The 25,508-nt window shown below is 27.4% G+C and carries 17 protein-coding genes; 2 read left to right on the forward strand and 15 right to left on the reverse strand.

Going from position 1 to position 25,508, the window contains the following annotated elements; translation table 11 throughout:
- Window positions 1-23 precede the first annotated feature (23 nt).
- Window positions 24-407 (reverse strand): hypothetical protein, encoded by a 384-nt coding sequence (locus E5347_RS04900; RefSeq protein ID WP_136005164.1) that lies wholly within the window; start codon window positions 405-407, stop codon window positions 24-26.
- 147 nt (window positions 408-554) lie between these two features.
- Here E5347_RS04900 and lexA point away from each other — a divergent pair, with 147 nt between their 5' ends.
- On the forward strand, window positions 555-1,160 hold the full coding sequence (lexA, locus tag E5347_RS04905) for a transcriptional repressor LexA (protein ID WP_136005165.1): 606 nt from the start codon (window positions 555-557) through the stop codon (window positions 1,158-1,160).
- A gap of 62 nt (window positions 1,161-1,222) precedes the next feature.
- Window positions 1,223-1,819, forward strand: coding sequence for a DUF3267 domain-containing protein (locus E5347_RS04910; RefSeq protein WP_168354903.1), 597 nt, complete (start codon window positions 1,223-1,225; stop codon window positions 1,817-1,819).
- Between the two features lie 30 nt (window positions 1,820-1,849).
- Here E5347_RS04910 and E5347_RS04915 read toward each other — a convergent pair whose 3' ends face one another.
- The 14 genes from E5347_RS04915 to galT form a co-directional block, all read right to left on the reverse strand.
- On the reverse strand, window positions 1,850-3,130 hold the full coding sequence (locus E5347_RS04915) for an aminotransferase class I/II-fold pyridoxal phosphate-dependent enzyme (protein ID WP_136005168.1): 1,281 nt from the start codon (window positions 3,128-3,130) through the stop codon (window positions 1,850-1,852).
- 201 nt (window positions 3,131-3,331) lie between these two features.
- Window positions 3,332-3,565, reverse strand: coding sequence for an RNA chaperone Hfq (hfq, locus tag E5347_RS04920; RefSeq protein WP_136005170.1), 234 nt, complete (start codon window positions 3,563-3,565; stop codon window positions 3,332-3,334).
- Window positions 3,566-3,589: 24 nt separating this feature from the next.
- Entirely contained in the window at window positions 3,590-4,516 is a 927-nt protein-coding gene (gene miaA, locus E5347_RS04925) for a tRNA (adenosine(37)-N6)-dimethylallyltransferase MiaA (RefSeq protein WP_136005171.1), read from the reverse strand.
- Window positions 4,517-4,526: 10 nt separating this feature from the next.
- Window positions 4,527-6,425, reverse strand: coding sequence for a DNA mismatch repair endonuclease MutL (gene mutL / locus E5347_RS04930; RefSeq protein ID WP_136005173.1), 1,899 nt, complete (start codon window positions 6,423-6,425; stop codon window positions 4,527-4,529).
- 16 nt (window positions 6,426-6,441) lie between these two features.
- Window positions 6,442-9,123 (reverse strand): DNA mismatch repair protein MutS, encoded by a 2,682-nt coding sequence (gene mutS, locus E5347_RS04935; protein WP_136005174.1) that lies wholly within the window; start codon window positions 9,121-9,123, stop codon window positions 6,442-6,444.
- A gap of 162 nt (window positions 9,124-9,285) precedes the next feature.
- Window positions 9,286-12,552 (reverse strand): DEAD/DEAH box helicase, encoded by a 3,267-nt coding sequence (locus tag E5347_RS04940; RefSeq protein WP_136005176.1) that lies wholly within the window; start codon window positions 12,550-12,552, stop codon window positions 9,286-9,288.
- Between the two features lie 83 nt (window positions 12,553-12,635).
- Window positions 12,636-13,412, reverse strand: a complete 777-nt coding sequence (locus tag E5347_RS04945) for a class I SAM-dependent methyltransferase (RefSeq protein ID WP_136005177.1) — start codon at window positions 13,410-13,412, stop codon at window positions 12,636-12,638.
- Between the two features lie 238 nt (window positions 13,413-13,650).
- Window positions 13,651-16,875: an FtsX-like permease family protein gene (locus E5347_RS04950; RefSeq protein WP_136005179.1), complete on the reverse strand. Its 3,225-nt coding sequence runs from the start codon at window positions 16,873-16,875 to the stop codon at window positions 13,651-13,653.
- 1 nt (window position 16,876) lies between these two features.
- Window positions 16,877-17,581, reverse strand: a complete 705-nt coding sequence (locus tag E5347_RS04955; RefSeq protein ID WP_136005181.1) for an ABC transporter ATP-binding protein — start codon at window positions 17,579-17,581, stop codon at window positions 16,877-16,879.
- Between the two features lie 19 nt (window positions 17,582-17,600).
- Window positions 17,601-18,524 carry a diacylglycerol/lipid kinase family protein gene (locus E5347_RS04960; RefSeq protein WP_136005183.1) on the reverse strand — a complete coding sequence of 308 codons (924 nt, stop codon included), beginning with the start codon at window positions 18,522-18,524 and terminating at the stop codon, window positions 17,601-17,603.
- Window positions 18,525-18,667: 143 nt separating this feature from the next.
- Window positions 18,668-19,909, reverse strand: coding sequence for a 2-hydroxyacyl-CoA dehydratase (locus tag E5347_RS04965; RefSeq protein ID WP_136005184.1), 1,242 nt, complete (start codon window positions 19,907-19,909; stop codon window positions 18,668-18,670).
- A 1-nt stretch (window position 19,910) separates the two neighbouring features.
- Window positions 19,911-22,823, reverse strand: coding sequence for an acyl-CoA dehydratase activase (locus E5347_RS04970; RefSeq protein WP_136005185.1), 2,913 nt, complete (start codon window positions 22,821-22,823; stop codon window positions 19,911-19,913).
- Window positions 22,824-22,879: 56 nt separating this feature from the next.
- Window positions 22,880-23,890 (reverse strand): LacI family DNA-binding transcriptional regulator, encoded by a 1,011-nt coding sequence (locus E5347_RS04975; RefSeq protein WP_136005187.1) that lies wholly within the window; start codon window positions 23,888-23,890, stop codon window positions 22,880-22,882.
- Window positions 23,891-23,984: 94 nt separating this feature from the next.
- Window positions 23,985-25,502: a UDP-glucose--hexose-1-phosphate uridylyltransferase gene (galT, locus tag E5347_RS04980; RefSeq protein WP_136005188.1), complete on the reverse strand. Its 1,518-nt coding sequence runs from the start codon at window positions 25,500-25,502 to the stop codon at window positions 23,985-23,987.
- Window positions 25,503-25,508: the final 6 nt, after the last annotated feature.

The following is a 25,508-nucleotide window of genomic DNA, read 5'->3' on the forward strand; positions in this document are numbered from 1 at the left end:
GCTGCCTAAGCAGCTCTTTTATCTTAATATTTTGTTTTTAACTTTCTTACACCTGGGAATATCTCTTCAGTTGCTTCGTCAAAATTCTCTTCATCTAATAACTCTAAGTCATCTATATACTCGATATGATCAAAAGCATCAATGTATTCTTGACTTTCTTCTCCTTTTAACTCATCAAAAGTATCATTTTCTAACTTATCTAAAGAACCTTCTTCCTTAAGTAAAGCTAACATTTTTTTATACTCTTCTTCTAAAAATGCATTTTCTTCAACATTCTTAGCTATATCTTCTATTTTAATAGCTCTTACATCTATTCCTTCTTCTTTTAAGCAATCACCACAGTTATCACAAATTCTATTTGGATATATATCACATATATCATCTTCATTAAAATTTCTAATATTCACTAAAACACCACCTATTAGACATTATTTCATAAAGCTTATTATATCAAAATTATTTTAAATACGCAAACATATTATCTATTTAAAGAACATAAGTTTGATATTTTACTAATACTATGTTATAATTAATTAAATAAAGCGAGGTGTTTGATGATGGAATTGAGAGATAAGCAACGAGAAATATATGACTTCTTAAAGGTGTATACAGAAAATAAAGGATACCCACCATCAGTAAGAGAAATTTGTGAGGCAGTTAATTTAAGATCTACTTCTACTGTCCATGGTCATTTAAAAAGATTAGAAAAAAAAGGATTAATTAAAAGAGATCCTACTAAGCCAAGAGCTTTAGAAATAATGGAAATGTCCGGTTCAAAAAAAGAGATGTTAAATATACCTATAATAGGGAAAGTTACAGCTGGGGAACCAATATTAGCAACTGAAAATATTGAAGACACTTTCCCACTTCCAATAGAATACATAAGTCATAACGAAGAATTATTTATGCTTAAGGTAAGCGGTAATAGTATGATAAATGTAGGGATAAACGATGGCGACTACGCCATAATCGAGAAAGCTCAAACTGCAAAAAATGGAGATATTGTTGTTGCTTTAATTGAAAATGAAGCCACCATTAAAACATTTTATAAGGAAAAAGATCATATAAGATTACAGCCAGAAAATGATAGCCTATCTCCTATTATTGTTGAAAATTGCATAATACTTGGTAAATTAGTTGGTTTATTTAGAGCATATTAATTTATAAGAGTCATACACTAATTATGTATGGCTCTTATTTTTTTATGAGGAGGGTTTATAAATTGAAAATTTCTATTATAAATAAAAGAAATCAATTTACTAATGAATCTAATAAACCTAATGTTACTGATAATGAGGAGTTTGCAGTTATTAATAAAGATAAATCTTCAAGAAATATACTGATCTTTAAAGTGATTATAGCAGTAATATATGCTTTTGGATTAGGATATAGCTTATTTTTCTTTGGAGATGACTTTATTAAAGTTGGTGTTAAGTTTGTGCTATTCTTAATACCATTGTACTATATTATAGATTTGCCATACTCTATCATAAAATCTCTATTATTACCTAAAGTATTTTCTAATGACGAAATTATAATTACCTTAAATCCATTAACACTTGACTCAACTATTATTACAAAAAGTGTAGTTTCTAAATCAAGATATATTCTTTCAATATTAATACCATTTATTTTTTTAATTGTAGTACCAACTGTATTAAGCTACTTTTTAGAATTTAATTTTTATTTATACCTTATTGCTTCAGCTACTGCTATAATTTCAATGAAAGATTTAATATATCTTTTAAATATTTTAAAACATAACTTTAAAGGTAGTAATATAAAATTAAATTTGAATAATATTATCATTGAAAAATAATAGGACTACCATTAGGTAGTCCTATTTTAATTAACTCAAAATATTGTTTAAAGAAATTAATATCCCTATCTTAGCGTGATCAAATGTAAGCCCACCTTGTAGATATGCTATATAAGGTTCTCTTATTGGAGCATCTGCTGAAAGCTCAATAGATGACCCTTGAATAAAGGCACCAGCAGCCATAATAACTTCATCATTATATCCTGGCATAGCCCAAGGTTCACATTCTACAAAAGAATCTATAGGTGATCCTTTTTGAATACCCTTACAGAATTTTATTAAATTCTCTTTATTACCAAATTTAATTGCTTGTATTATATCACTTCTTTTTTCATTATATTTTGGAAGAACTTCAAATCCAGCAAGCTCCATTATTCTAGAACAGAAAACAGCTCCTTTTACCGCTTCCATAGCTACGTGTGGAGCTAAGAATAAACCTTGGTAGAACTGTCTCATAACCCCAAAGGTAGAGCCACACTCTCCTCCTATTCCAGGAGTTGTTAATCTATATGAGCTTTGAGTCACATACTCTTCTTTTCCGGCTATATAGCCACCAGTTGGAGCTATTCCACCACCTATATTCTTTATTAAGGATCCAGCTATTAGGTCTGCTCCCACTTCAGTAGGCTCCATAGTATCTATAAATTCCCCATAGCAGTTATCTACAAAAACTATAATGTCCTTCCTAATACCTTTAACAAAAGATATTACCTTTTCTAAATCAGAAACTAAGAATGAATTTCTCCATCCATATCCTGTACTTCTTTGAATATGTACTAGTTTTATAGTGCTATCTTCCCTTAAGACTTCTTCTATTTTATCAAAATCAAAATATCCATCCTTTAAATCTACTTGCTTATAATTTACACCATATTCTTTAAGTGATCCTATATTTTCTTTACCACTTATACCAATTATATTATGTAATGTATCGTATGGTGCTCCAGATATACAAGCCATTGTATCTCCTGTTCTTAAGTTCCCCATTAAAGCACAACCAATAGCATGTGTCCCATTTACAAAGTGAGGTCTTACTAAAGCACTTTCAGTTTTAAATATTCTTGCATATACTTTATCAAGAGTATCTCTTCCAATATCATCGTATCCATAACCTGATGAATTAGTAAAATGTGATTCACTAATCCTTTCTTCTTGAAATGCTTTTAATACTTTTAATTGATTATACTCTCTAATTTCATCATATGTATTAAAAACCTCTTCTACATCTTTTAAAGCTTTATTGTATAGCTCAAAAGTCTTTTCTGTAAATTTAAATTCTTTAATCATTAATTCTTCAGTTAGATTTAACATAATTTAAGCCGCATATATAAAATATGCTTTCTCCCTTCTTATTTAAAAAGTATTCAAAATAGGAATGAACTACTTTTTATGTATTATGGCGTTATGGCGTTGTAACACTATAACTACACCCTTATAAAAACTATAATAACATATTTACTTATGATTTAAAATATTAGCTTATTATTTTACAAAAAAAGTAGGCTTAATAGCCTACTCTTCTTCATTAGCAAATAATATTGGTTTAGCTGGAGTTATTGTAGTAATAGCATGCTTGTAAACTAACATTTGTTTTCCATCACTGTCTAAAACTACAGTAAAATTATCAAAGCCTTTTACATAACCTTTTAGTTGAAATCCGTTAGTTAAATAAATAATTACTGAAATCCTACTTTTTCTTGCACCATTTAAGAAAATGTCTTGTAAGTTATTTGGTTGTTTATTCATAGCTACCTCCATAAATTATAATACCTATTTTTTATAATCCAATAGTATTTTATTAAAAATTTCCTCTTCATTTAAGTTATCTTTATTAATAAATATAGCTCTTGGATCTCTTCTAAACCAAGTCAATTGTCTTTTAGCATAGTTTCTAGAACCTTTTTTTATCATCTCGACAGCTTCATCTAAAGTAATTTTATTATCTAAATAATAAAACATTTCTTTATAACCTATACCTTGCATTGACTGCATAGAAGAATTATACCCCATTTCTCTTAGTTTTATGCATTCTTCTAATAACCCATTTTTCATCATTATATCAACTCGTAAGTTAATCCTATCATATAGAGCTTCCCTATTCATATCTAAAACATAATACTTAACTTCATAAGGTCCATTATAGATCTCCTCACCAAGATTAAAGGAGCTAAAAGGCTTATTAGTTAATTTATAGACTTCTAATGCTCTAATCACCCTTTTTCTATTGTTATAATGTATTTCATTATAACTTACTGGATCAACATCTTTTAGCATATTATGAATAAATTCATTTCCTTTTTCTTCAGCTAAACTTTCAAGTTCATTTCTGTAATTTTCATCTTTATCCGCTTCAGTAAAATTCATTTTACAAGTTAAAGCATTTATATATAGGCCAGTTCCACCTACTAAAATAGGCAGTTTATTTCTACTTAAAATATCTTCTATAGCCTTATCTGCTTTTTCCTTATAGTCAGCAACTGAAAATGGGTCTCTAGGATCTACAACATCTATCATATGATGCATAACTCCATCCATTTCATCTTTGCCTATCTTAGCAGAACCTATATCCATATACTTATATATCTGCATTGAGTCAGTAGAGATAATCTCTCCATTTAATGCTTTTGCCAGCTTAATGGATAAGCTTGTTTTTCCTACAGCAGTTGGTCCTGCAATAATTAGTAATTTATTATTCATTATTTCTCCTTTAAACAATTCTTCTGAATTTCTTATCTAGCTCGTAATTAGTAAATTTAATTATTACAGGTCTTCCATGTGGACAATGGAAAGGATCATCTATATATCTTAAATCATTTATTAATCTTTCCATTTCTATTTCATTTAAATAATCATTAGCCTTAACTGCAGCTTTACAAGCTAAAGTTGCTATCCTATTATATTTAACTTCTGTTGTTTTTCCGCTTCCTAAGGATTTTATATTATCTAATATATTTATAAATAGATTCCTAGCATCTAATTTTCCAAGAAAATATGGCACTTCCTTAATTGCAATAGTATTTCCACCAAACTTTTCTATTATAAATCCTGCCTTAATAAATATATCTATATTTTCTTCAAAGTAACAATAATCATCAGTAGTTAAATCTATTAAAGTAGGAACTAATAATGTTTGCACTACTATATCACCATCTTCGATATTCTTTAAATATTTTTCAAATAGTATTTTTTCATGGGCCGCATGCTGATCTATTATATATAGCACTTCATCATATTCAGCCAGTATATAAGTTTTATTAAATTGCCCTATTACTTTTAGGCCAGGAAACTTAGCAATTTTATTAATTTCATTATTTAACGGCTTTCTATCTTCGTTTATTTGGTTTCTTTCCTCAAAAACTACAGATGGTACTGATTTATTAATATTATTGTTATTATAAACTAAATTACTATTTTTAAGAGCCTTATATAATTCCTCTTCCTTCTTTATATCATCATAAGAAAGATTATCTAAGTCTTTATTTATGATTGGCTCTTTATATATTTCTTCTTCTCTTGTTACTACTTCCATATTAAAAGAGATATTCTCAACTTCATCTCTTTTAATAATTTCTTCACTTTCTTCCTTTTCTTCTTCTGGAATATAAAAATCATTAAAAACTTCTAGTTTGAATGCCTTATGAACTAAATCAAATATTTTTTTAAAAATTATCCTATCTTCTTTAAATTTAATTTCTGCCTTTGTTGGATGAATATTAACATCAACAAACTCAGGATATACTTCTAAAAATAAGACGAAGAAAGGAAATTTATTCACTGTAGCAAAGGATTTAAAGGCATTCTCCACAGCAGCAACAATAGTTTTATTTTTAATATATCTACCATTAACAAAAATACTTTGATTATTTCTAGATCCCCTTGATATTTCTTCTTTACCTATATATCCATATAGTGATATATCTTCCTCTTTACTTTCAAAGTAAATTATATTTTCACTAATAGTCTTTCCATATACAGTTCTAATTACATCCTTTAGATTTCCCGTTCCATAAGTATGTAAAACCTTTTTATCATTATTATAAAACTTTATTGATATATCTGGGTTAGACAATGCAATTCTATTAATTATATCACCTATTAAAGAACCTTCTCTTGATATTGACTTTAAGAACTTCTTTCTTGCAGGTACATTATAAAATAAATCTCTTACCTCCATAATAGTACCTTTATTACATCCTATATCTTTTGTAGATTGAATTGCTCCACCTTCAATAATTATTTCAGTTCCAAATTCATCTGCTTTAGTTTTACTTTTTAAATTCACCTTAGATATTGCTGCAATAGATGCTAAGGCTTCACCTCTAAAGCCTAATGTCAAAATAGAATATATATCCTCTACATCTTTTATTTTTGAAGTAGCATGAGGCATAAATGCCTTTTTAATATCATCTTTATGAATTCCATTACCATCATCAATAATTCTAATTAAAGAACATCCGCCTTCTTCTATTTCTATAGTGATATTCTTAGCTTCTGCATCTATTGAGTTCTCAACTAACTCCTTAACAACTGAAGAAGGTCTTTCAACTACTTCTCCAGCTGCAATCTTATTAGAAGTATGTTCATCTAATATATTAATTCTCTTCATATACTCACCCTTTAAATTACTTTAACTTCTTAGCCTCTATAGTTAGTTTATATAAGGCATTCATAGCATCTAATGGTGTTAATGCCATAACATCTATATTAGCTATAGAGTTCAGTAAGTTTTCTTTTTCTATCATAGTAAAATCTAATTGGAAGTTATCTTCTTTAACTTTTTTAGACTTTTCATTACCCTTAGTCTCCAATTTATAATTATCATTAAAGTTACTATTAGCATCCTTGCTATTAGTATTCTTTAATTCAACACTTTCAATAGCAATCTCCTTATTATTAACATTAGTATTTGTATCTTCTAATGTTGATAGGATTTCCTTAGCACGGTTTATTACTTCATTTGGAAGGCCTGCAAGCTTAGCTACCTCTATACCATAAGATTGATCAGCTCCACCTTCTACTATCTTTCTTAAGAAGATAATATTATCATCTATTTCACTTACTGCTACAGAGTAATTCTTAACTCCTTCTAAAGTGCCTTCAAGTTTTGTTAATTCGTGATAATGTGTTGCAAATAGAGTCTTACATTTTAAATTATTATTAGTTGAAATATACTCTATTACTGACCAGGCTATACTTAATCCATCATAAGTTGAAGTACCTCTTCCTACTTCATCTAATAAAACTAAACTCTTATTAGTAGCATTTTTCAGGATATTTGAAACTTCCCACATCTCTACCATAAATGTGGATTTTCCACCTGCTAAATCATCAGATGCTCCTATTCTAGTGAATATTTTATCACATATTGAAATATTAGCAGCTGTAGCTGGAACAAAGGATCCTATTTGAGCCATAAGAGTTATTAATGCTACTTGCCTCATATAAGTAGATTTACCTGCCATATTTGGACCTGTAATTAATAATAATCTATTTTCATCTTGATTTACTAATGTATCATTAGAAACAAATTCACCGTTACCAATAACCTTTTCTACTACAGGATGTCTTCCATCTTTTATTTCAACAATCCCATCTTCATTAATAACTGGCTTAATATAATTGTTTTCTAATGCTACTATAGCAAGAGTAGATAAAGCATCTAAATCTCCAATTATCCTAGCACTTTTCTTAAGTCTTGGTATTTCTTTTTCAATAGCATCTCTAATTTCTATAAATAGATTATATTCTAGTGAAATTAGCTTTTCTTCAGCTCCTAAAATCTTATCTTCCATTTCCTTAAGCTCTTGAGTAATAAATCTTTCAGCGTTAGCTAAAGTTTGTTTTCTTATATACCTACCTTCAGGAATAGAAGAATAATTGGCTTTAGATATTTCTATATAATATCCAAAAACTTTGTTATATCCAACCTTTAGAGATCTAATTCCAGTAAAATCTCTTTCTCTATTTTCTAGAGCAGCTATCCATTCTTTACCGTGTAATTTTGCAGTTCTTAAGCTATCAACTTCATCATTATATCCATCTCTAATAACATTTCCCTCTTTAATTGAAAGAGATGGATCATCTAGTATGGATTTATCTAGTAATTCTTTAACGTCTTCTAATTCATCTATTGCATTAAACCATTCCTTTAATAGGTCTGAATTAGCTTCAGATAAATGATTTTTTATTCCTGGTATCTTAGATATAGAATGCCTTAATGAAACTAAATCTTTTGCATTGGCATTTTTATTAGATATCTTCCCTACTATTCTTTCTATATCATATATTTCCTTAAGTAAAAGTCTTAAATCTTCATTAAAGTAGTTTTTCTCAAATAACTCTTCTACACCATTTAAACGCTTTTCTATTTCATTTTTAATAATAAGAGGTTCTTCAATCCATTTTCTTATGGCTCTTCCTCCCATAGATGTAGCAGTTTTATCTAATACCCAAATTAAACTACCCTTTTTAGACTTTTCCTTTAAGCTTTCAGTAAGCTCTAAATTTCTTCTTGAGTTACCATCTATAGTCATATAGTTTATTATGTCATAATGTTCAAGTAAGTTGATATTAGTTAGATTCATTTTTTGGGTATCAAAGATATACTTTAATAAAGCCATAGATGCTTTTTTAGAAGAATTATCTAAACTAGCTACACATACTTCAGAGAATTGATTTATTAAATCATCTTCACTACATATTTCCTTATTTAAGTTCCTCTTAGTTATTAAAGCTTGTGATATGGATTTTATTTCTTTTAAAAGCTCTTCACTAATATTTTCATCAACTATTATTTCTTTTGGTGCAACCTTAGTTATCTCATCAAATAGAGTTGCCATGCTGTTATTAAATGATGTTGTCTTAAATTCGCCTGTAGATATATCAGAAATAGCTAAAGCGTAATTTATATCATCTTCAATTACGCACATTAAATATGTATTTTTATATTCACTATCTTCAGAAGCTTCAACAAAAGTACCTGGTGTAATAACTTTTATTACATCTCTTTTAACTATACCTTTAGCTACAGAAGGATCTTCTACCTGCTCACCTATTGCAACTTTATATCCTTTATTAACTAGCCTAGCTATATAAGAAGAGGCAGCATGAAATGGTATACCACACATAGGGGCTCTCTCCTCAAGGCCACAATCTCTTCCTGTTAAAACTAGCTCTAATTCTCTAGATGCTATTTTTGCATCATCAAAGAACATTTCATAAAAGTCCCCTAGTCTAAAGAATAATATACAATCCTTATAATTCTCTTTTATTTCAAAATATTGTCTCATCATTGGAGTTAACATATAAATACCTCACAAATTTAAATTTTAACTACTGAGATAGAATTAAAATATAAAAATAGCAAAGGGCTGCCTAATTGACAGCCTTAATTTTACAAAATAACTTAATTAACTCTATCATTTCTTATTATACTATAAAAAACTTTAACCTTTAAAGATTAAATTCTATTTAGAAAATAAGTTTATTATATCCTCATCAGTTAATGAATTTATATTAATAGCCTCACCTTCATTATCTAATATATTGGCAATTAGTTTTCTTTTTTCTTCTTGTAATTCAACTATCTTTTCTTCTATTGTATCTTTTGATATCAATTTAATAACTTCAACTACATTTTTTTGACCAAATCTATGAGCCCTATCTGTTGCTTGATCTTCTACAGCAGGATTCCACCATGGATCAAAATGTATTACTATATCAGCAGATGTTAAATTTAATCCTGTTCCACCAGCCTTAAGACTTATTAAAAATACTGATTTATTGTTATTATTAAAATCATCAATTAATGCTATCCTATCTTTTGAAGGAACACTTCCATCTAAATAATTAAAAGATATTTCTTCACCTTTTATTTTATTAGCTATATTTTTAAGTACTGATGTAAATTGAGAGAATACTAATATTTTATGTCCTTCATCTATACCTTGTTTTAATATTTCGATAAGTGCATCTATCTTACCACTATCACCAGAATAATCATTTAAAACAACAGAGGGATCTAAAGAAAGTTGTCTTAGCTTTGTAATATATGAAAGTATCTCTATTTTACTATTTTTCAAGTCATCTTCCATTACTTTCTTCTCAATTAGCTTCTTAACATAATCTGAATATATGCCATAAGCCTTTTCTTGTTCTTTTGACATCGATACTACTAATTTCTTTTCTATCTTTAATGGTAATTCTTTGATTACATCCTTTTTATATCTTCTTAATATAAAGGGTGATATTAGTTTATTAAGCTCTTCTAATACCTCTTTTGATTCCTTTAACTTTTTATGATATCTAACACTAAAGTCCTTTTCTTCAAATAGATAACCTGGCATAATAAAATCAAAAATAGACCAAAGCTCCATTAGTGAATTTTCAATAGGAGTACCTGTTAAAGCAAATTTTCTATTAGCATTAATATCCTTTACTGAAATCGAGTTTTGAGAATTACTATTTTTTATATTTTGTGCTTCATCTATAAAACAATAATCAAAGTTTATTTTCTTATAAAGGTCTAAATCTCTTTTTAGCAAATTATAAGTTGTAATTATAACATCAAAATCATTATACTCATTTAAGATTTTAATTCTATCTTCCTTTGAAGCATTAACGACAACATATTTTAGGGTTGGAGCAAATTTCTTAATTTCATTACCCCAGTTATATATCAATGAAGTTGGAGCTACAATTAATGTTTTTGACGGCAGGGAAGATAAAATAAATGTTATTGCTTGAATAGTTTTTCCAAGCCCCATTTCGTCCCCTAAGATACCTCCAAAACATAAGTAATCTAAAGTCTTAAGCCAGTTATAACCTTCTTTTTGGTAGGGTCTTAGCTCTGCCACTAAAGATAACGGCTCCTTAAATGCTAACTTTTTTATTTCCTTAAACTTTTTACTTATTTTAGATAATTCATTCTTACCTTTTATATATCTAAGCTTATTATCTTTAATTATACTTTCTAAATAAATAGCCTTATTTTTATTAACTAGTAAAGTATCCTTGTCTAAGTCATTTCCTACAGATATAGCATCTAATAGCTTTAAGAAACTTTTAAGTTCTATTTCATCTAAGTCTAAGTATTCTCCATCCTTTAGCTTATAATATTTCAAATTATCCTTAAAGGCAGTTAGTATTTCAAAAACTTCACTTTTGGATATATTATCAATATTAAATTTAAAGTCAAAATAATCATATTTTCCAGCACTAATTTCAGCAGAAATACTTTTAGTTCCAATATTTCTAATGCCCTTAAAGTTCTCTGAATAATAAACATCACCTAATTCTTGAAGCTTAGCTATATCATTTTTAAAGAAATTAAATATATAGTCATCTCCCAATATTAAATAGAACTTATCACCTGATGCTTCAAACCCATAACCCCTTAATAAAGATAATATTTCAGATTCATTATTTAAATCCCTATAGACAATTTTATCTTTATAGTCATGGAATATGTTAAACTCATGAGTACCATATTTGACTTTTACAGTTAAGACAGTGGTACTATTTACCTTATCAAAATAAAAACTAAATTTAACATCTTCTCGCACAATTTTTTCTTTAATAGAATTACTAATCTTTACTTCTTGTGATAAAGTGTATAGTTTAGGTAAAAGACTAGATAATATTTTCACTTCATCTTTTCTATCTAAAGTTAATTGTTCCTTCCCGTTAAAAGCATTAATAAACTTTGAAATTTCATAACAATACTTTGATTCAGGTAAGTATATACTACTGCCATAAATATAAACAGTTTTTTCTTTATTTAATGCAACAGGAAATCCCTCTTCTATAGACAATAAGTATCTACTGTTAAGTTCCTTTAGATAAAAAGAAGTATTAGGTTTATCAAATATAATTTCAGCTTCTACTGCTCTATAAAAGAATCCCTCATTCAGATATACCCTATTTTGGGAAATAGTTTCAAAGAACTCTCTAATTAGGAACTCTGGAATTATAATAGTCTTACCATCAATAAATGAATCCTGCCTTTTTATAAACCTAGAAGATAGGTTTTCTATTTCTTTTACCTTTTGAATAAACTTAATTATCTTATCTTCTTTAACTCCAAGCCTTTGTGTACGTAAATTAAATGTGAAGTCTTTACCGTATCTTATAGGTAATTTATTTGTATAAGATATTAAAAGCTGATTTATATCTTTAATTACATAAAGCTTATTAGAAGCAAGACCTTTAAGTCCAATTTTAAATTCTGCACATAAATAATTCTTATATCCTTTTTTATTTATATACACTTCCATTTTTATTTCTTCTTTATTTTCTTCTTCTAGCAATAAACTTAAAATGCTATTATTACTATTTGCTTTAAATATAGAATCATTACTTTTTTCATAATAATAAGTTTCTTCAAGACTTTTATATATATCGTCGTAATTTTCAAGATTAGTTAAAAAATTATAAAATATTGCGTGTAAGTGCTTGCAACAATAATTCTTTCTTTTAAGCTCATAATTAGCATAATCTTGGCAAGTACAATGAGTTGAAATAATATCTTTGCTAGTAATATCTATTTTTAATTTAGTACTATATTCACTGAAATAATTTTCAGAAATAACACTACTATTTATAATTATTTCATTATTATCTTTTTCAACGTTAAAAGAACTAATTAAACCTTCATTTATAATCCTTTTACCTGCAACTTCTTTATTTCCAGAAGTACTTTTTCTAAATTTATTAATTAAATCATTTTTCAACATAGTCTCCACCTTAAAAGTAATTATCCTTTAATTATAACAAAAAGAAGTGATTTTATCCACTTCTTATGTTTTTAGTCACTATCCTATTTCTCTCCATAAAAGACTAATTTTAAGATCATAATAGATGAATTCTTTAAATCAAAAAAGTCATTATAACTTTTCATCATGCCATATAAGCTTTTATCTTTAACTTTTTCAATATCAAAATTATGCCTGAAATTATCTTTTCCAAGTATTTCACTATGATTTATTAAAGCATCAATATCTAAGTTTTTAAACTTTAATAATTTAAGCATAGTTAAAATTACTCTTCCTATTTCTCTATTACCATTTTTATTTGATTGAAAAGCAGATAATTGATTATTAAGATTATTTATAAGCTGATTATTTGGGTATGTTAATCCCCATAATCCACTATCAACGTCAATTATTATTACTTTACCACCAGGCTTTAAAACTCTATATATTTCTTTTAAAGCTCTTTCTGGATAGGATAAATGTTGAAATACAAATCTTGCAATAACAACATCAAAATAATTACTAGGTAGAGATGATCTCATTATATCGTCATTAATAAAACTAACTCTATCTTTATAATCTTCATGTAATATTTCATAAGAATGCTTTAACATCTCTGTATTATTATCTAAGCATACTATTTCTGAGTTTTTAAACTTATCTAATAAAATTTTAGTATATATACCTGGTCCACTTCCTACCTCAAGTATTAAAGAATTCTCTTGTATCCCTAAAGATTTTAAAGTCTTAAGTTCTTTATTTACTCCCAGTAGAGCTTGTTTTTCTAATCTTTCAACTTCCTTATCAAAGCTAAAGCCTTTTAAAATTTCATTATAGGACATTAGTATCTCCTTTTTTTGTATATCGCTTTTATATATTATATACAATAAAAATATATATGTTAAAAAATAGTGAACTAGTTATACACCTTATTTTGATATTAAGAACTTAATGAATAATTTTAAAATATAAAAAGTCCCTCTGTTTTATAACAGAGGGACTTAAAATAATCTAATGAAAGTAATTCTTCCAAGCTAATTTACTTTATTATAGATTCCCACTACAAAGGTAAGTATTATCTTAGTCTACAGATTTTAATGATTCTATCATCTTAACCTTTTTAAGTTTATAATACATTGAAATATTAACTAGTACAGCAAATAATATAGTTAGTATTGCTGAAAATATAAAACTTGTTAAATCTATATTTCTACCAAACATCATATAATCTATTTCAACAGTAAAAATTATAAATCTATGAAGTAAAACACCTAAAACTGAACCAAATAATATACCGAATATAGTTAGTATAATATTTTCTCTATAAATATAGGCTGATACTTCATTATCATAGAAGCCTAATACTTTAATAGTTGCAATTTCTCTAATTCTTTCACTTATATTTACATTAGTTAAGTTATAAAGCACTACAAAAGCTAAGGCCCCTGCAGATACTATCATTACTAATACAACATAATTTAAGCTTTTAATAATATTATCAAAGTTTTCTTTTATATTAGTATTAAAAGAGACTCCTTTAACTATTTGGTCTTCCATTATTTCTTTAGAAAAGTCTTCTTCATTATCAATGTTATTTATACTTACTATAAATGAATTATAATTAGGTTCTGCATCAAATATATCTTTATAATATTTAGGAGAGATGTAAGCATAGTTAAATGTATAGTTTTCAGTTATACCTGAAACCTTTAAACTATATTCTTTACCATCTACTTTAATCTTTAATTCATCTCCTACCTTTACTTTAGTTGCATCTGCTGCTTTTTCTGATAATATAATACCATTATCACTTAAGGTAAGCTCTTCTTTAGATTTCCTATTCTTAAAGTTAATAAAATCAGAAACTGTTCTTAAGTTTTCCGGAACTATAATATTTAAATCCTTATCTCCCTTATCAGTAGATATCTTAGCATTTTCCGATAATAACATAAGAGCATCTTTTATTTCTTCTTTATCTTGTAATTCTTTACTAAAGTTAATCTTTTCAGCTTTACTATAGTCTTTATCAATATTTATTGTTAAATTATACTTAAAGATCTCACCAAATTGTTTATCAATAATAGTTTCAATAGAGTCTTTAATACCAAATCCAGTTATTAATAATGCTGTACAACCAGCAATACCAAATACAGTCATAAAGAATCTCTTTTTATATCTAAATATATTTCTTACTGTTACCTTACCTATAAAGCTTAATCTTTTCCAAATGAAGGTCATTCTTTCTATTAATATTCTCTTTCCTTCCTTCGGAGCCTTTGGTCTCATTAGATTAGCAGGAGATTCTTTAAGCTCAGCATAACATGCAAATAATGCTGAAAGAGTAGTTACTGCTATGGAAACTAATGTTATTAATATAGCTATAGGAATATTAAATTCTAATTGAACTTTAGGAAGATTATACATTATTCCATAAGCATCAAAAATTACTATAGGGAATAGAGTAAATCCTGTAGCTAGCCCTGCAATACTACCTAAAAATGATGCTGATAATGAATAAATTAAGTATTTTGAAGCTATTTTATTTTTAGAATAGCCTAGTGCTTTTAAAGTACCAATATTTATTCTTTGCTCATCCACCATTCTTGTCATTGTAGTTAAGCATACAAGTGCTGCTACTAAGAAAAAGAATACAGGGAAGACTTTCGCAATTTTATCTATGCTATCAGCATTATTTTTATAGTCAACATATGAATAATGACTATTTCTATCTAGAACAATCCAACTAGGCTCTTCAATATTTTTAATTTCACTTTCAGCTTTGTTTAACTTTGCTTCTGCAGCTGCTATTTCTTTTTCAAAGGTTTCTTTTCCTACTTCATAATCTTTTTTACCTTTTGCTAATTCTTCTTTTCCTTTAGCAAGTTCATCTTTAGCTGCTACAAACTTCGCTTCAGCTATTTTTTTACCTTCTTCAAGTTTTTTCTTACTTTCAATTAAGGTATTCTCAGCATCTTTTAATTCTTGTTCTTTCTCTTTTAATTCCTTTTCAGCACTTCTTAACTTTTCTTCACCAGAGGTTATTTCATTATTTATATATGTTATACCGTTATTTACTTCATCTCTAGTTTTAACTAAAGCATTTATCTCTTGAGTTATAGTATTTTTCTCTGCTTCAGTTAAATTAGGATTTTTTAAATCATTTTCTTTTTCTTTTATTCTAGTATTTAAATTGTTTCTAGTATCTTCTAGAGACATTAAAGTAGATTTTGCAGTATTAATCTGCTCTTCAGCTTTAACCTTTTCTGCTTCAAAAGTTTTTTTGCCATTTTCTAAGGCTACTTTACCATCATTAATCTTATATTCACCTAAAGAAATTTCATTTTCAGCTTGAATAATACTAAGTTTATAATCAGTTTCATTTTGGGTAAGTTCAGATTCACCATTTTTTAATGCTTCTTCTGAATCTTCTATGGTCTTTTTAGCACTATCAAGATCTTCCTCGCCTTTTAACTTTTGCTTTTCAAATTCTTCTCTACTACTGCTTAGTTTTTTATTAGCTTCATCAAGGATTTCTTCAAATCTTAAAGCTGCTCTTTCATTACCAAGCATTTCTACAGATGGTTTTACCTTATCTATTTCTTTAAAATAATTCTTTGAATACGAATTTAGCTCTTTAACATTATCTATAGTTAAATATACTTCTGTATAAACTGGTAACTTAAAGTTTTCATTTGGAATTACTATAAAACTAGAAATTTTACCACTTCCAATATTTGAAGTACCTTTTTCAAAAGATAAGTAATTTGGTGTTTGAACCTTACCTACAATTTCATATTCAGTTACATCTAAGCTTTCACTAAGATCGTCACTAGTGCCTGATTTAAGTTTAATTTTACTTCCTACTGAAAAATTTAAATCATCAATTGTTCCTGCTTCAACAACACATTCATTTTTATTTTCTGGTAATCTACCCTCAATTAATCTATATTGATTAACGTAATTTTCATCATTTAAAGGCATTCCCATAACTTTTAGAACAGAATCTGCTGTATCTATCATAGTAATTGCATCTAAAGAATAGGTGGGATAAACATCCTTAACTCCATCTAACCTTTCTAGTTCTTCAATATCCTCATCATTAAAACCTAATGTTGAGTATAAGGTTAAATCCATAAAGTTATAATCATCATAATATTTATCTGCAGTATTTTTCATATCTATTGGAGAAACTTTTATTCCAGAGAAGAAAGCAACTCCTAAAGCTATAATTGCAAATATAGAAAGGAATCTTCCTTTTGATTTTTTTATGTCCTTAAGAACATCTTTCATAAAAGCATTTTTCATATTACCATTCAATCCTTTCTACTGGAAGAGGATTATCATTTAATGTTACGCTTTCAATCATACCATTTTTCACCTTTATTACTTTATCACCCATAGGTGTTAAGGCTAAATTATGTGTAATTATTACTACTGTCATATTATACTTTTTACATGTATCCTGAAGGAGCTTAAGTATAGCCTTACCTGTATTGTAATCTAGGGCTCCTGTGGGCTCATCACATAATAATAACTTGGGGTTTTTAGCTAAGGCTCTGGCAATAGCTACACGTTGCTGTTCTCCACCTGATAGTTGTGCTGGGAAATTATCTTTTCTACCATCTAAGCCTACTGCTTTTAAAATTTCAGCTGGATTTAATGGATCCTTACAGATTTGAGTAGCTAACTCAACATTTTCTAAAGCAGTTAGGTTTTGAACTAAATTATAAAATTGAAATACAAATCCAATATCAAATCGTCTATATGATATTAATTCTTTTTCTGAATAGTTACTTATTAAATTATTATCTACTATAATTTCACCACTTGATAATGTATCCATTCCACCTAAAATATTTAAAATAGTACTTTTACCTGCACCACTAGCTCCTGCTACTATAACAAATTCCCCTTTTTCTATTGAAAAAGATACTCCAGCTAAAGCAGTTATATCAACTTCCCCCATTTTATAAATCTTTTTAACATCTTTAAATTCAATAAAGCTACTCAAATTATATACCTCTCTCTTTTTAAAGTTTAGTTGGTGATAAAAATTCTACTGCATTTTCAACTACAGAAATATTAATATTAGTCTCTTCAAATATTTCACCATCAATACAAGTACTAAATTTATCATTTGATTTTATATTTATTGTTTTACATCTTTTGTATATAAAGTAATCCTTTAGCTCTTCATTATTTAAGTGCTCTCCAGCTTTATATACTCCAATTAATTTAATAAGCTTAAGTCTTGAGACTTTTTTTATGATACATAAATCTATAAATCCATCATTTATTTCTGCTAAAGGAGCTCCTTTGTAGCCCCCTCCATATGTAAGACCATTAGCTGCAACACATAATAAAAATTCACCTTTAATTATTTCTCTATTATCTATTATTATTTCTAAATTGCTAGTCATTTTATGAAATAATGAATAGAAAATTGATAATGTATAGGCACCTTGTCCATTTATTAGTGGTAGCTTTTTGAATTTATTCATATTTTCTGCAACCATAGCATCAAAACCAATGTTACATAAATTAACTGCATAAGTATCATTAATTTTTATTAAATCTATACTTTTAGGCTCAAAAGAAATCTGCTTCTTTATATCATAAAATCCTATAGATTCTTCAAAATTATTTACGAAATCATTACCTGTTCCATGGGGTATAACAGAAACACTTGCATTATCAAACCCTACTAGTCCATTAATAACTTCATTTAATGTCCCATCTCCACCACAAGCATAAAATCTTATATTTTCATTTTTTTCTTTATTACAAATAAATTTAGTATATTCTTCTGCATCATTTCTTTCTTTAGTAATATAAATACTATACTCATCTCCAGAACCTCTAAAGGCCTTTTCAATCTCATATGCCACTTCTCTAGAAACGTCAGATTTTCCTGCCTTTGGATTTATAATAAAATAATGTTTTGTTTTTGACATAAATGCTACCTTTCTTAACTTCTTCTATTTAAAATAAGTATACTATAATAGTAATAATTTAGCATTAATAATATTATTAAGAAAAAATAGCTATATCTATATGATATCTTATAGATATAGCTTATTTGTAAATAGTATTTGAATTATAAGTAAATATTTAGATTTGCATTAGATAACATTAATTTTATTCTATTTTCTTGATTAATTTTAGACTGTGAAGGGTCATAGTCTATTACTACTATATTGGCATTAGGATGCTTGTCCATTATTTTTCTTATAGCACCTCTTCCAACTATATGATTAGGTAAACATCCAAAAGGTTCTGCACAAATTATATTGTTAGCTCCTTGATGAATAAGTTCAATCATATTACTAACAAGTAACCATCCTTCTCCCATCTTTACTCCATAACCTATATATTCATCAGCCATTTTTCTAACATTTTCAAAACTTTCAGGTGCATCAAAGCTAGAATATCTTTTTATAGTATTATTTATTTTATTTTGTTGTCTTAAAATAAATTTATAAGCAAACTTAGATAATATTGCTTTTACTTTGCTTTTATTATAAAGCTTATTATCAACAATTGCATTTATTAAACAATAATTTATAAAATCTAATAAACCAGATTGAACTACTTCAGCATTTTCTTTAATTAGAAATTCTTCAAGATGATTGTTACCCATTCTTGAATATTTCATATATATTTCACCAACAATACCAACCTTAATTTTATCAGTTTTATTAATAGAAATATTGTTAAAAGATTTTACTATATGTTTTGATATCTTATTTACTTTAAAGCAATTAAAAATACTTAAGCTATTATTTAAATATTTAATTTCCTTTTCTAATACCATATCAGTTTCATTTTTATTCACTTCATAAGGTTTAATCTTGTTATATAAACACATAATTAAATCACTGTATAACACTCCATAGAAAGCTTTTACAATTAATGTTGGACTTAACTTTAGACCAGGATGCTTTTCAATACCAGATACACTTAACCCGATTGCTGGAACATCCTGAAATCCGCTATTTTCTAAGGCTTTTCTAATTAGATGAATATAATTAGAAGCTCTACATCCTCCACCAGTTTGAGTCATTAATACTGCAGTCTTATCTAAATCATATTTACCACTTTTTAAAGCCGATATAAATTGACCTATTACAATCATTGCAGGATAGCAAATATCATTATTAGCATTTCTTAACCCTTCATCTATTATTTCATTAACATCATCTTCTAAAAATTCAATATTAAATCCATTATCTTTTAGCACTTTATCAAGAACCTTAAAATGTATTGGTAACATATTAGGTACAAGTATTGTATAATCTTTTTTCATTTCTTTAGTAAAAACTTTATAATTATAACTCATCTTAGTTCTCCTTCTTAATAGCCTCTACCATACTTCTTATTCTGATTTTAGCTGCCCCTAAATTATTAGTTTCATCAATTTTTAGTTGAGTATATATTTTACCTTTTTCCTCTAATATTCTTTTAACTTCATCAGCAGTTATTGCGTCAGTGCCACAACCGAAGGAAACTAATTGAACTAATTGCATATTATCATTATTCCCAACATATTCAGCAGCATTAAATAATCTTGCTTGATATGTCCATTGATTTAAGACTTTAATTTCTGATGTTTTATATTTATATGGAATACAATCTTCAGTAATTATTACTAAATTTAAAGAGTTCATCATCTTATTTATTCCATGATTAATCTCTTTATCTATATGATATGGTCTTCCGCTCAAAACTATTGTCAATAGATCATTATCCCTAGCATATTCTATAGCTTTCTTACCTTTTATTATTATGTCTTCTTTAAATCTCCTATACTCATCTAGCCCCTTTAAAAGCGCGCTTTTTACATCCTTCTTACTTATCCAAGGAAAAGATAATTTAAGACTATTATATAAATTAGCACTTGAACTTTTAATTGAATTTAAATCTATATAAGGATATATATAATTAGTATTTTTTAATAAGGAAATATTGTTCTTTAATACTTCTGGGTAGTAAGCTACAACAGGGCAATTAAAGTTACTATTAGAAATTCCTTCATCAAAATTAAATGTCATACATGGATAAAATATATCCTTAACACCTTTTTCAATTAAGTTTTCAATATGTCCATGAGAAAGTTTTGCTGGGTAACAAGCAGTATCTGAAGGAATAGTATGTTGTCCCTTTAAATACATATTTTTAGAGGAGTGATCTGATAAGATAACTTTAATTCCTAGCTCATTAAAGAATTTAACAAATACAGGCAAATTCTCATACATATTAAGGACCATTGGAATACCTACTACGCCTTTATCTCCATAATTATCTTCATATTCCATTAACTTATTATATTTATACTCATATAAATCCGGGTTTGAATTTTTTTCATTTCTACCTAAAGGCCTTGAACATCTATTACCTGAAATATATTTCTTTTCGCCACTGAAGCTATTAATAGTTAAGTTACAGTTATTTGTGCATAAACCACATTTAGCTGCCTTGGAACTATGATTGAAAGAATGAAGTTCATTAATTTTAATAATTCCTGACTCTTTCTTAAAATTTTTCTTAGAATAAATAGCTGCACCATAAGCACCCATTAACCCAGAAATATTTGATCTTATTACATTTTGATTTAACTCTTTTTCTAAACTTCTTAAAATTGCATCATTACATAAAGTACCACCTTGAACTATTATGTTCTTACCTATATTGTTAGTTCTAATAACCTTATATAATGCATTTTTTACAACACTTATTGATAATCCTGCTGAAACATCATTAATAGATGCTCCATCTCTTTGTGCCTGTTTTACAGAAGAATTCATAAATACAGTACATCTTGATCCTAAATCAGCAGGATGACTTGCAAATAAACCAAGCTTTGAGAAACTTTCTACATCATAACCCATAGCCTTAGCAAAAGTTTCAATAAATGAACCACAACCTGAAGAGCATGCTTCATTTAGAATAATACTTTTTATAGAATCATTTTCTATTTCAAAGCATTTTATATCTTGTCCACCAATATCTAAAATGAAATCCACCTTAGGATTAAATTCTTTAGCAGCAATAAAATGAGCTAAGGTTTCAACTATTCCAAAATCTATACCAAAAGCTTTTTTTAATAACTCTTCTCCATAGCCTGTAACAGCGCTGGATTTAATATTTATCTGCTCACCATATTTACTATAAATATTTAATAGCTCTCTTTTTACTACCTCAACAGGATTGCCCTCATTGTGTCCATAATATTGATATAAAATTTCTAAATTATCATCTATAAGAACTAGTTTTGTAGTTGTGCTTCCAGCATCAATACCTAAATAAACATCACCTTTATAATCTTTTATATCTCTTACAGCAACTTTTGCCCTATTATGTCTATCTAAGAAATTTTTATATTCTTCTTCACTTTCAAAAAGAGGTGAAACTTCTTTTTGAAGATTAATATTCTTTTTGTTATTTTTAGAAATATTATTTAATAAATCTTCATATGTATATATTTTTTCTTCATTACTTGAAAATATTGCTGCTCCTTTGGCAACAAATACTTCAGCATCTACAGCCTCTATGTTTTCCTTCAAATTAAGTTTTTCAGTAAACATTTTTCTTAATCCATTATAAAAATGTAATGGACCACCTAAAAATAAGACTTTACCTTCAATCATTCTCCCTTGAGCTAGTCCCCCTATAGTCTGATTAATAACAGCTTCATATATACTTGCTGCTATATCAGCTTTACTAGCTCCTTGGTTTAATAACGGTTGAATATCTGATTTTGCAAATACACCGCATCTAGATGCTATAGGATATATATTTTTATGTTCAAAGCTTAAATTATCTAACTCTTCAACTGAAATGCCCATAAGGCTAGCCATTTGATCTATAAAAGCTCCTGTACCTCCAGCACAGCTAGAATTCATTCTTTCTTCTAATCCATTAGTTAAATATATAATTTTAGCATCTTCTCCACCTAATTCTATAACTACATCAATATCATTGTATATTTTTTTTACACCTATAGTTGTTGCAAAGACTTCTTGAACAAATGAAATTCCCGAATCAATTGCTACTCCATATCCCGCTGAACCAGTTATAGCAACCTTAATTTCATTATCATTAAGTATATTCTTTATGTTTTTTACTTCTTCTATAATTGTTTCTTTTACTTTTGTTAAATGTCTTTTATAACTTTTATATATGACATTATTGTGATTATCTAATATTACAAATTTTACTGTAGTTGAACCTGCATCTATACCAAGTTTATACATAAATCAAATTCCCTCCAAGCCCCATTTTTTTAATAACTATCTACTAATTTTATATTTTATATCTCTTTACAACTATCTCTTATTATAAGTTTTACTGGTAATAGAATTTTTTTACTTAATGTTCTTTCACCCTTAATTTTCTCCATTAAAACACTAAGAGCCGTTTCTCCCATAAAGTCTGTAAACACTTTTACAGTTGTTAATGATGGTGTTAAAAATTGTGCAGTAGCAATATCATCAAAACCTATGATACTTATATCTTCAGGTATCTTATATCCTTTTTCTTGAATTGCCTTATATGCACCTATAGCCATTGGATCACTAGCTATAAAAAAAGCAGTTGGAATTTTCCTAAGTTCTAATGCTTCTTGCATTAATTTATATCCATCCTCAGGGGTAAAACTTCCTTTAAATATAATACTTTCATCCAAATTGTTATTGTTGGTCATAAAATCTCTATAAGTTACTTCTCTGTAATTAATTAATTCATTATGATCCTTATTGCTATGAGGTATTACCTTAGCACCTATATATCCAATATTTCTGTGTCCTAGATTATATAAATATTCTAATGCTTTAGTTACTCCATACTTTAAATCTACTACTACTGAATCAAATTCCCATTCATCCGGTGATGAATCTATAAATACTATATTTTTTGTTATCTTGCTTAGTTTTTCTATTTCATCTCCTTGGAAAATACCTATGGCAATTAATCCATCAAGATTACAGTGCTTTACTGAATTATCAATAATTTTATCTAAATATAGTGTTTTATAATCAATATTATCTTTAGAACAAAGCTTTTCTATAGTCATTCTAATGGAAATAAAATATGGATCATTTAATTCCTTTTCTTCATCAAAGGAACACACTATTCCGATAGTATAATTTTTAATCTTACTCTTTCTTTCCTTAATAGTGATATAATTCATTTCCTCAGCTATAGATAATACTCTTTTTCTAGTATCTTCAGAAACATTTAATGATTTATCTAAATTTAAAATTCTAGAAACTGTTGAAATTGAAACATTTGCTTCACTAGCAATATCTTTTATAGTTGCCAATACCATTGCCTCCTTTCTATTAAAGCCTAAATACAATTAAGATGAGACAATATAATGCTATTGCCTCATCTAACTTATTTTTTATCTCGTCTTATTATTTTATTTCTTTTTGAAGTTCTTTTATAAATTTATCAAGTGCCTCTTTTCCAGAATCATCAAATTTAAAAATGCCACAATGTTCTAAAACTTTTTCGAAAACCTTACCTACTTCATCTTCAATTATTTTATCAATATTGTTAATATTTATATTGTTATAATTACTTTTAATTTCATTATACCAAGTGTAATGGCTTTCCATTTCTTCATATTCATATAAATTTTCTTTATTATCTAATAAAGAAGACTTTATTACTTCAAGCTCATCCTTTAATCTTGAAGGTAATACAGCTAGTCCAAGAACCTCGATTAACCCTATATTTTCTTTTTTAATATTATGAAGTTCCTTATGAGGGTGGAAAATACCATCAGGATGTTCACTGGAAGTTCTATTATTTCTTAATACTAAATCTAAAACATATAACTCTTCTTCTCTTCTTGCAATTGGAGTTATGGTATTGTGAGGTGTATCATCACTATAAGCCTTTAAATCAATACTTTCATCACTGTAGTTCTTCCAATACTCTAAGATTTTAAAAGCAACCTTAGATAATTCATTTCTATTTTTACTTTTTAGTCTTACACAAGATAAAGGCCATTCTACTATTGACAAATCTATATCATCATAGTTTATAAGCTTAAAATTAACAACATCCTTAGCTTTATCCATTGGGAAGGTATAATTGCCACCTTGATAATGATCATGGGTTAGAATTGATCCACCTACTATAGGTAAATCTGCATTTGAACCTATAAAATAATGAGGTAAAAAAGCAACAAATTCTAATAGTCTGTCAAAAGTTTTTTCAGTAATCTTCATTGGTACATGTTCTCCAGCAAATGCAATACAATGCTCATTATAATAAGCATATGGTGAATACTGCATATACCATTGTTCATTAGTTAAATTCATTGGTATTATTCTAAGATTTTGCCTAGCTGGATGATTAACTCTTCCTCTATACCCTTGATTTTCTTTGCAAAGTAAACATTTTGGATACTTTGCAGGAGGTAAGCTTTTAGCCATAGCAATTGCTTTTGGATCTTTCTCTGGCTTTGATAAATTAATAGTAATATCTAAATCTCCGTATTTACTTTTATATTTCCACACTAAATTTTGTGCTATTCTACTAGTTCTTACATAATCACATGCAGTAGAAATTTTATGAAAATAATCTGTAGCAGACTTCTTAGAATCTACATATTTTTTATTAAATTCCCTTATAACTTCAGAAGGTCTAGGCATTAACGCATCCATAATTTTTGTATCTAATAAATCCCTAAATATTGGAGTGTTAGATTCTAATACTCCAACTTCAAAAGCATAGTCAAGAATATTATTTAAAATTTCTGTAGGGGAATTTAATACTTCCTCTTCTAAAATAACATCATCATATTCATCTAAATTTAGTATATCTAGTATTTTATTTCTAACATATATCTCATCTTCTTTATTAAAAAGATTGTTTTTTAACCCAAAATTAATTAATCTTTTGATTTCCCTATAAATCCTCATAATTAC

Origin of the sequence: Clostridium sartagoforme, from assembly GCF_004794105.1 — a bacterium.
In the GTDB taxonomy this organism is placed as follows: Bacteria; Bacillota; Clostridia; order Clostridiales; family Clostridiaceae; genus Clostridium; species Clostridium sartagoforme_B.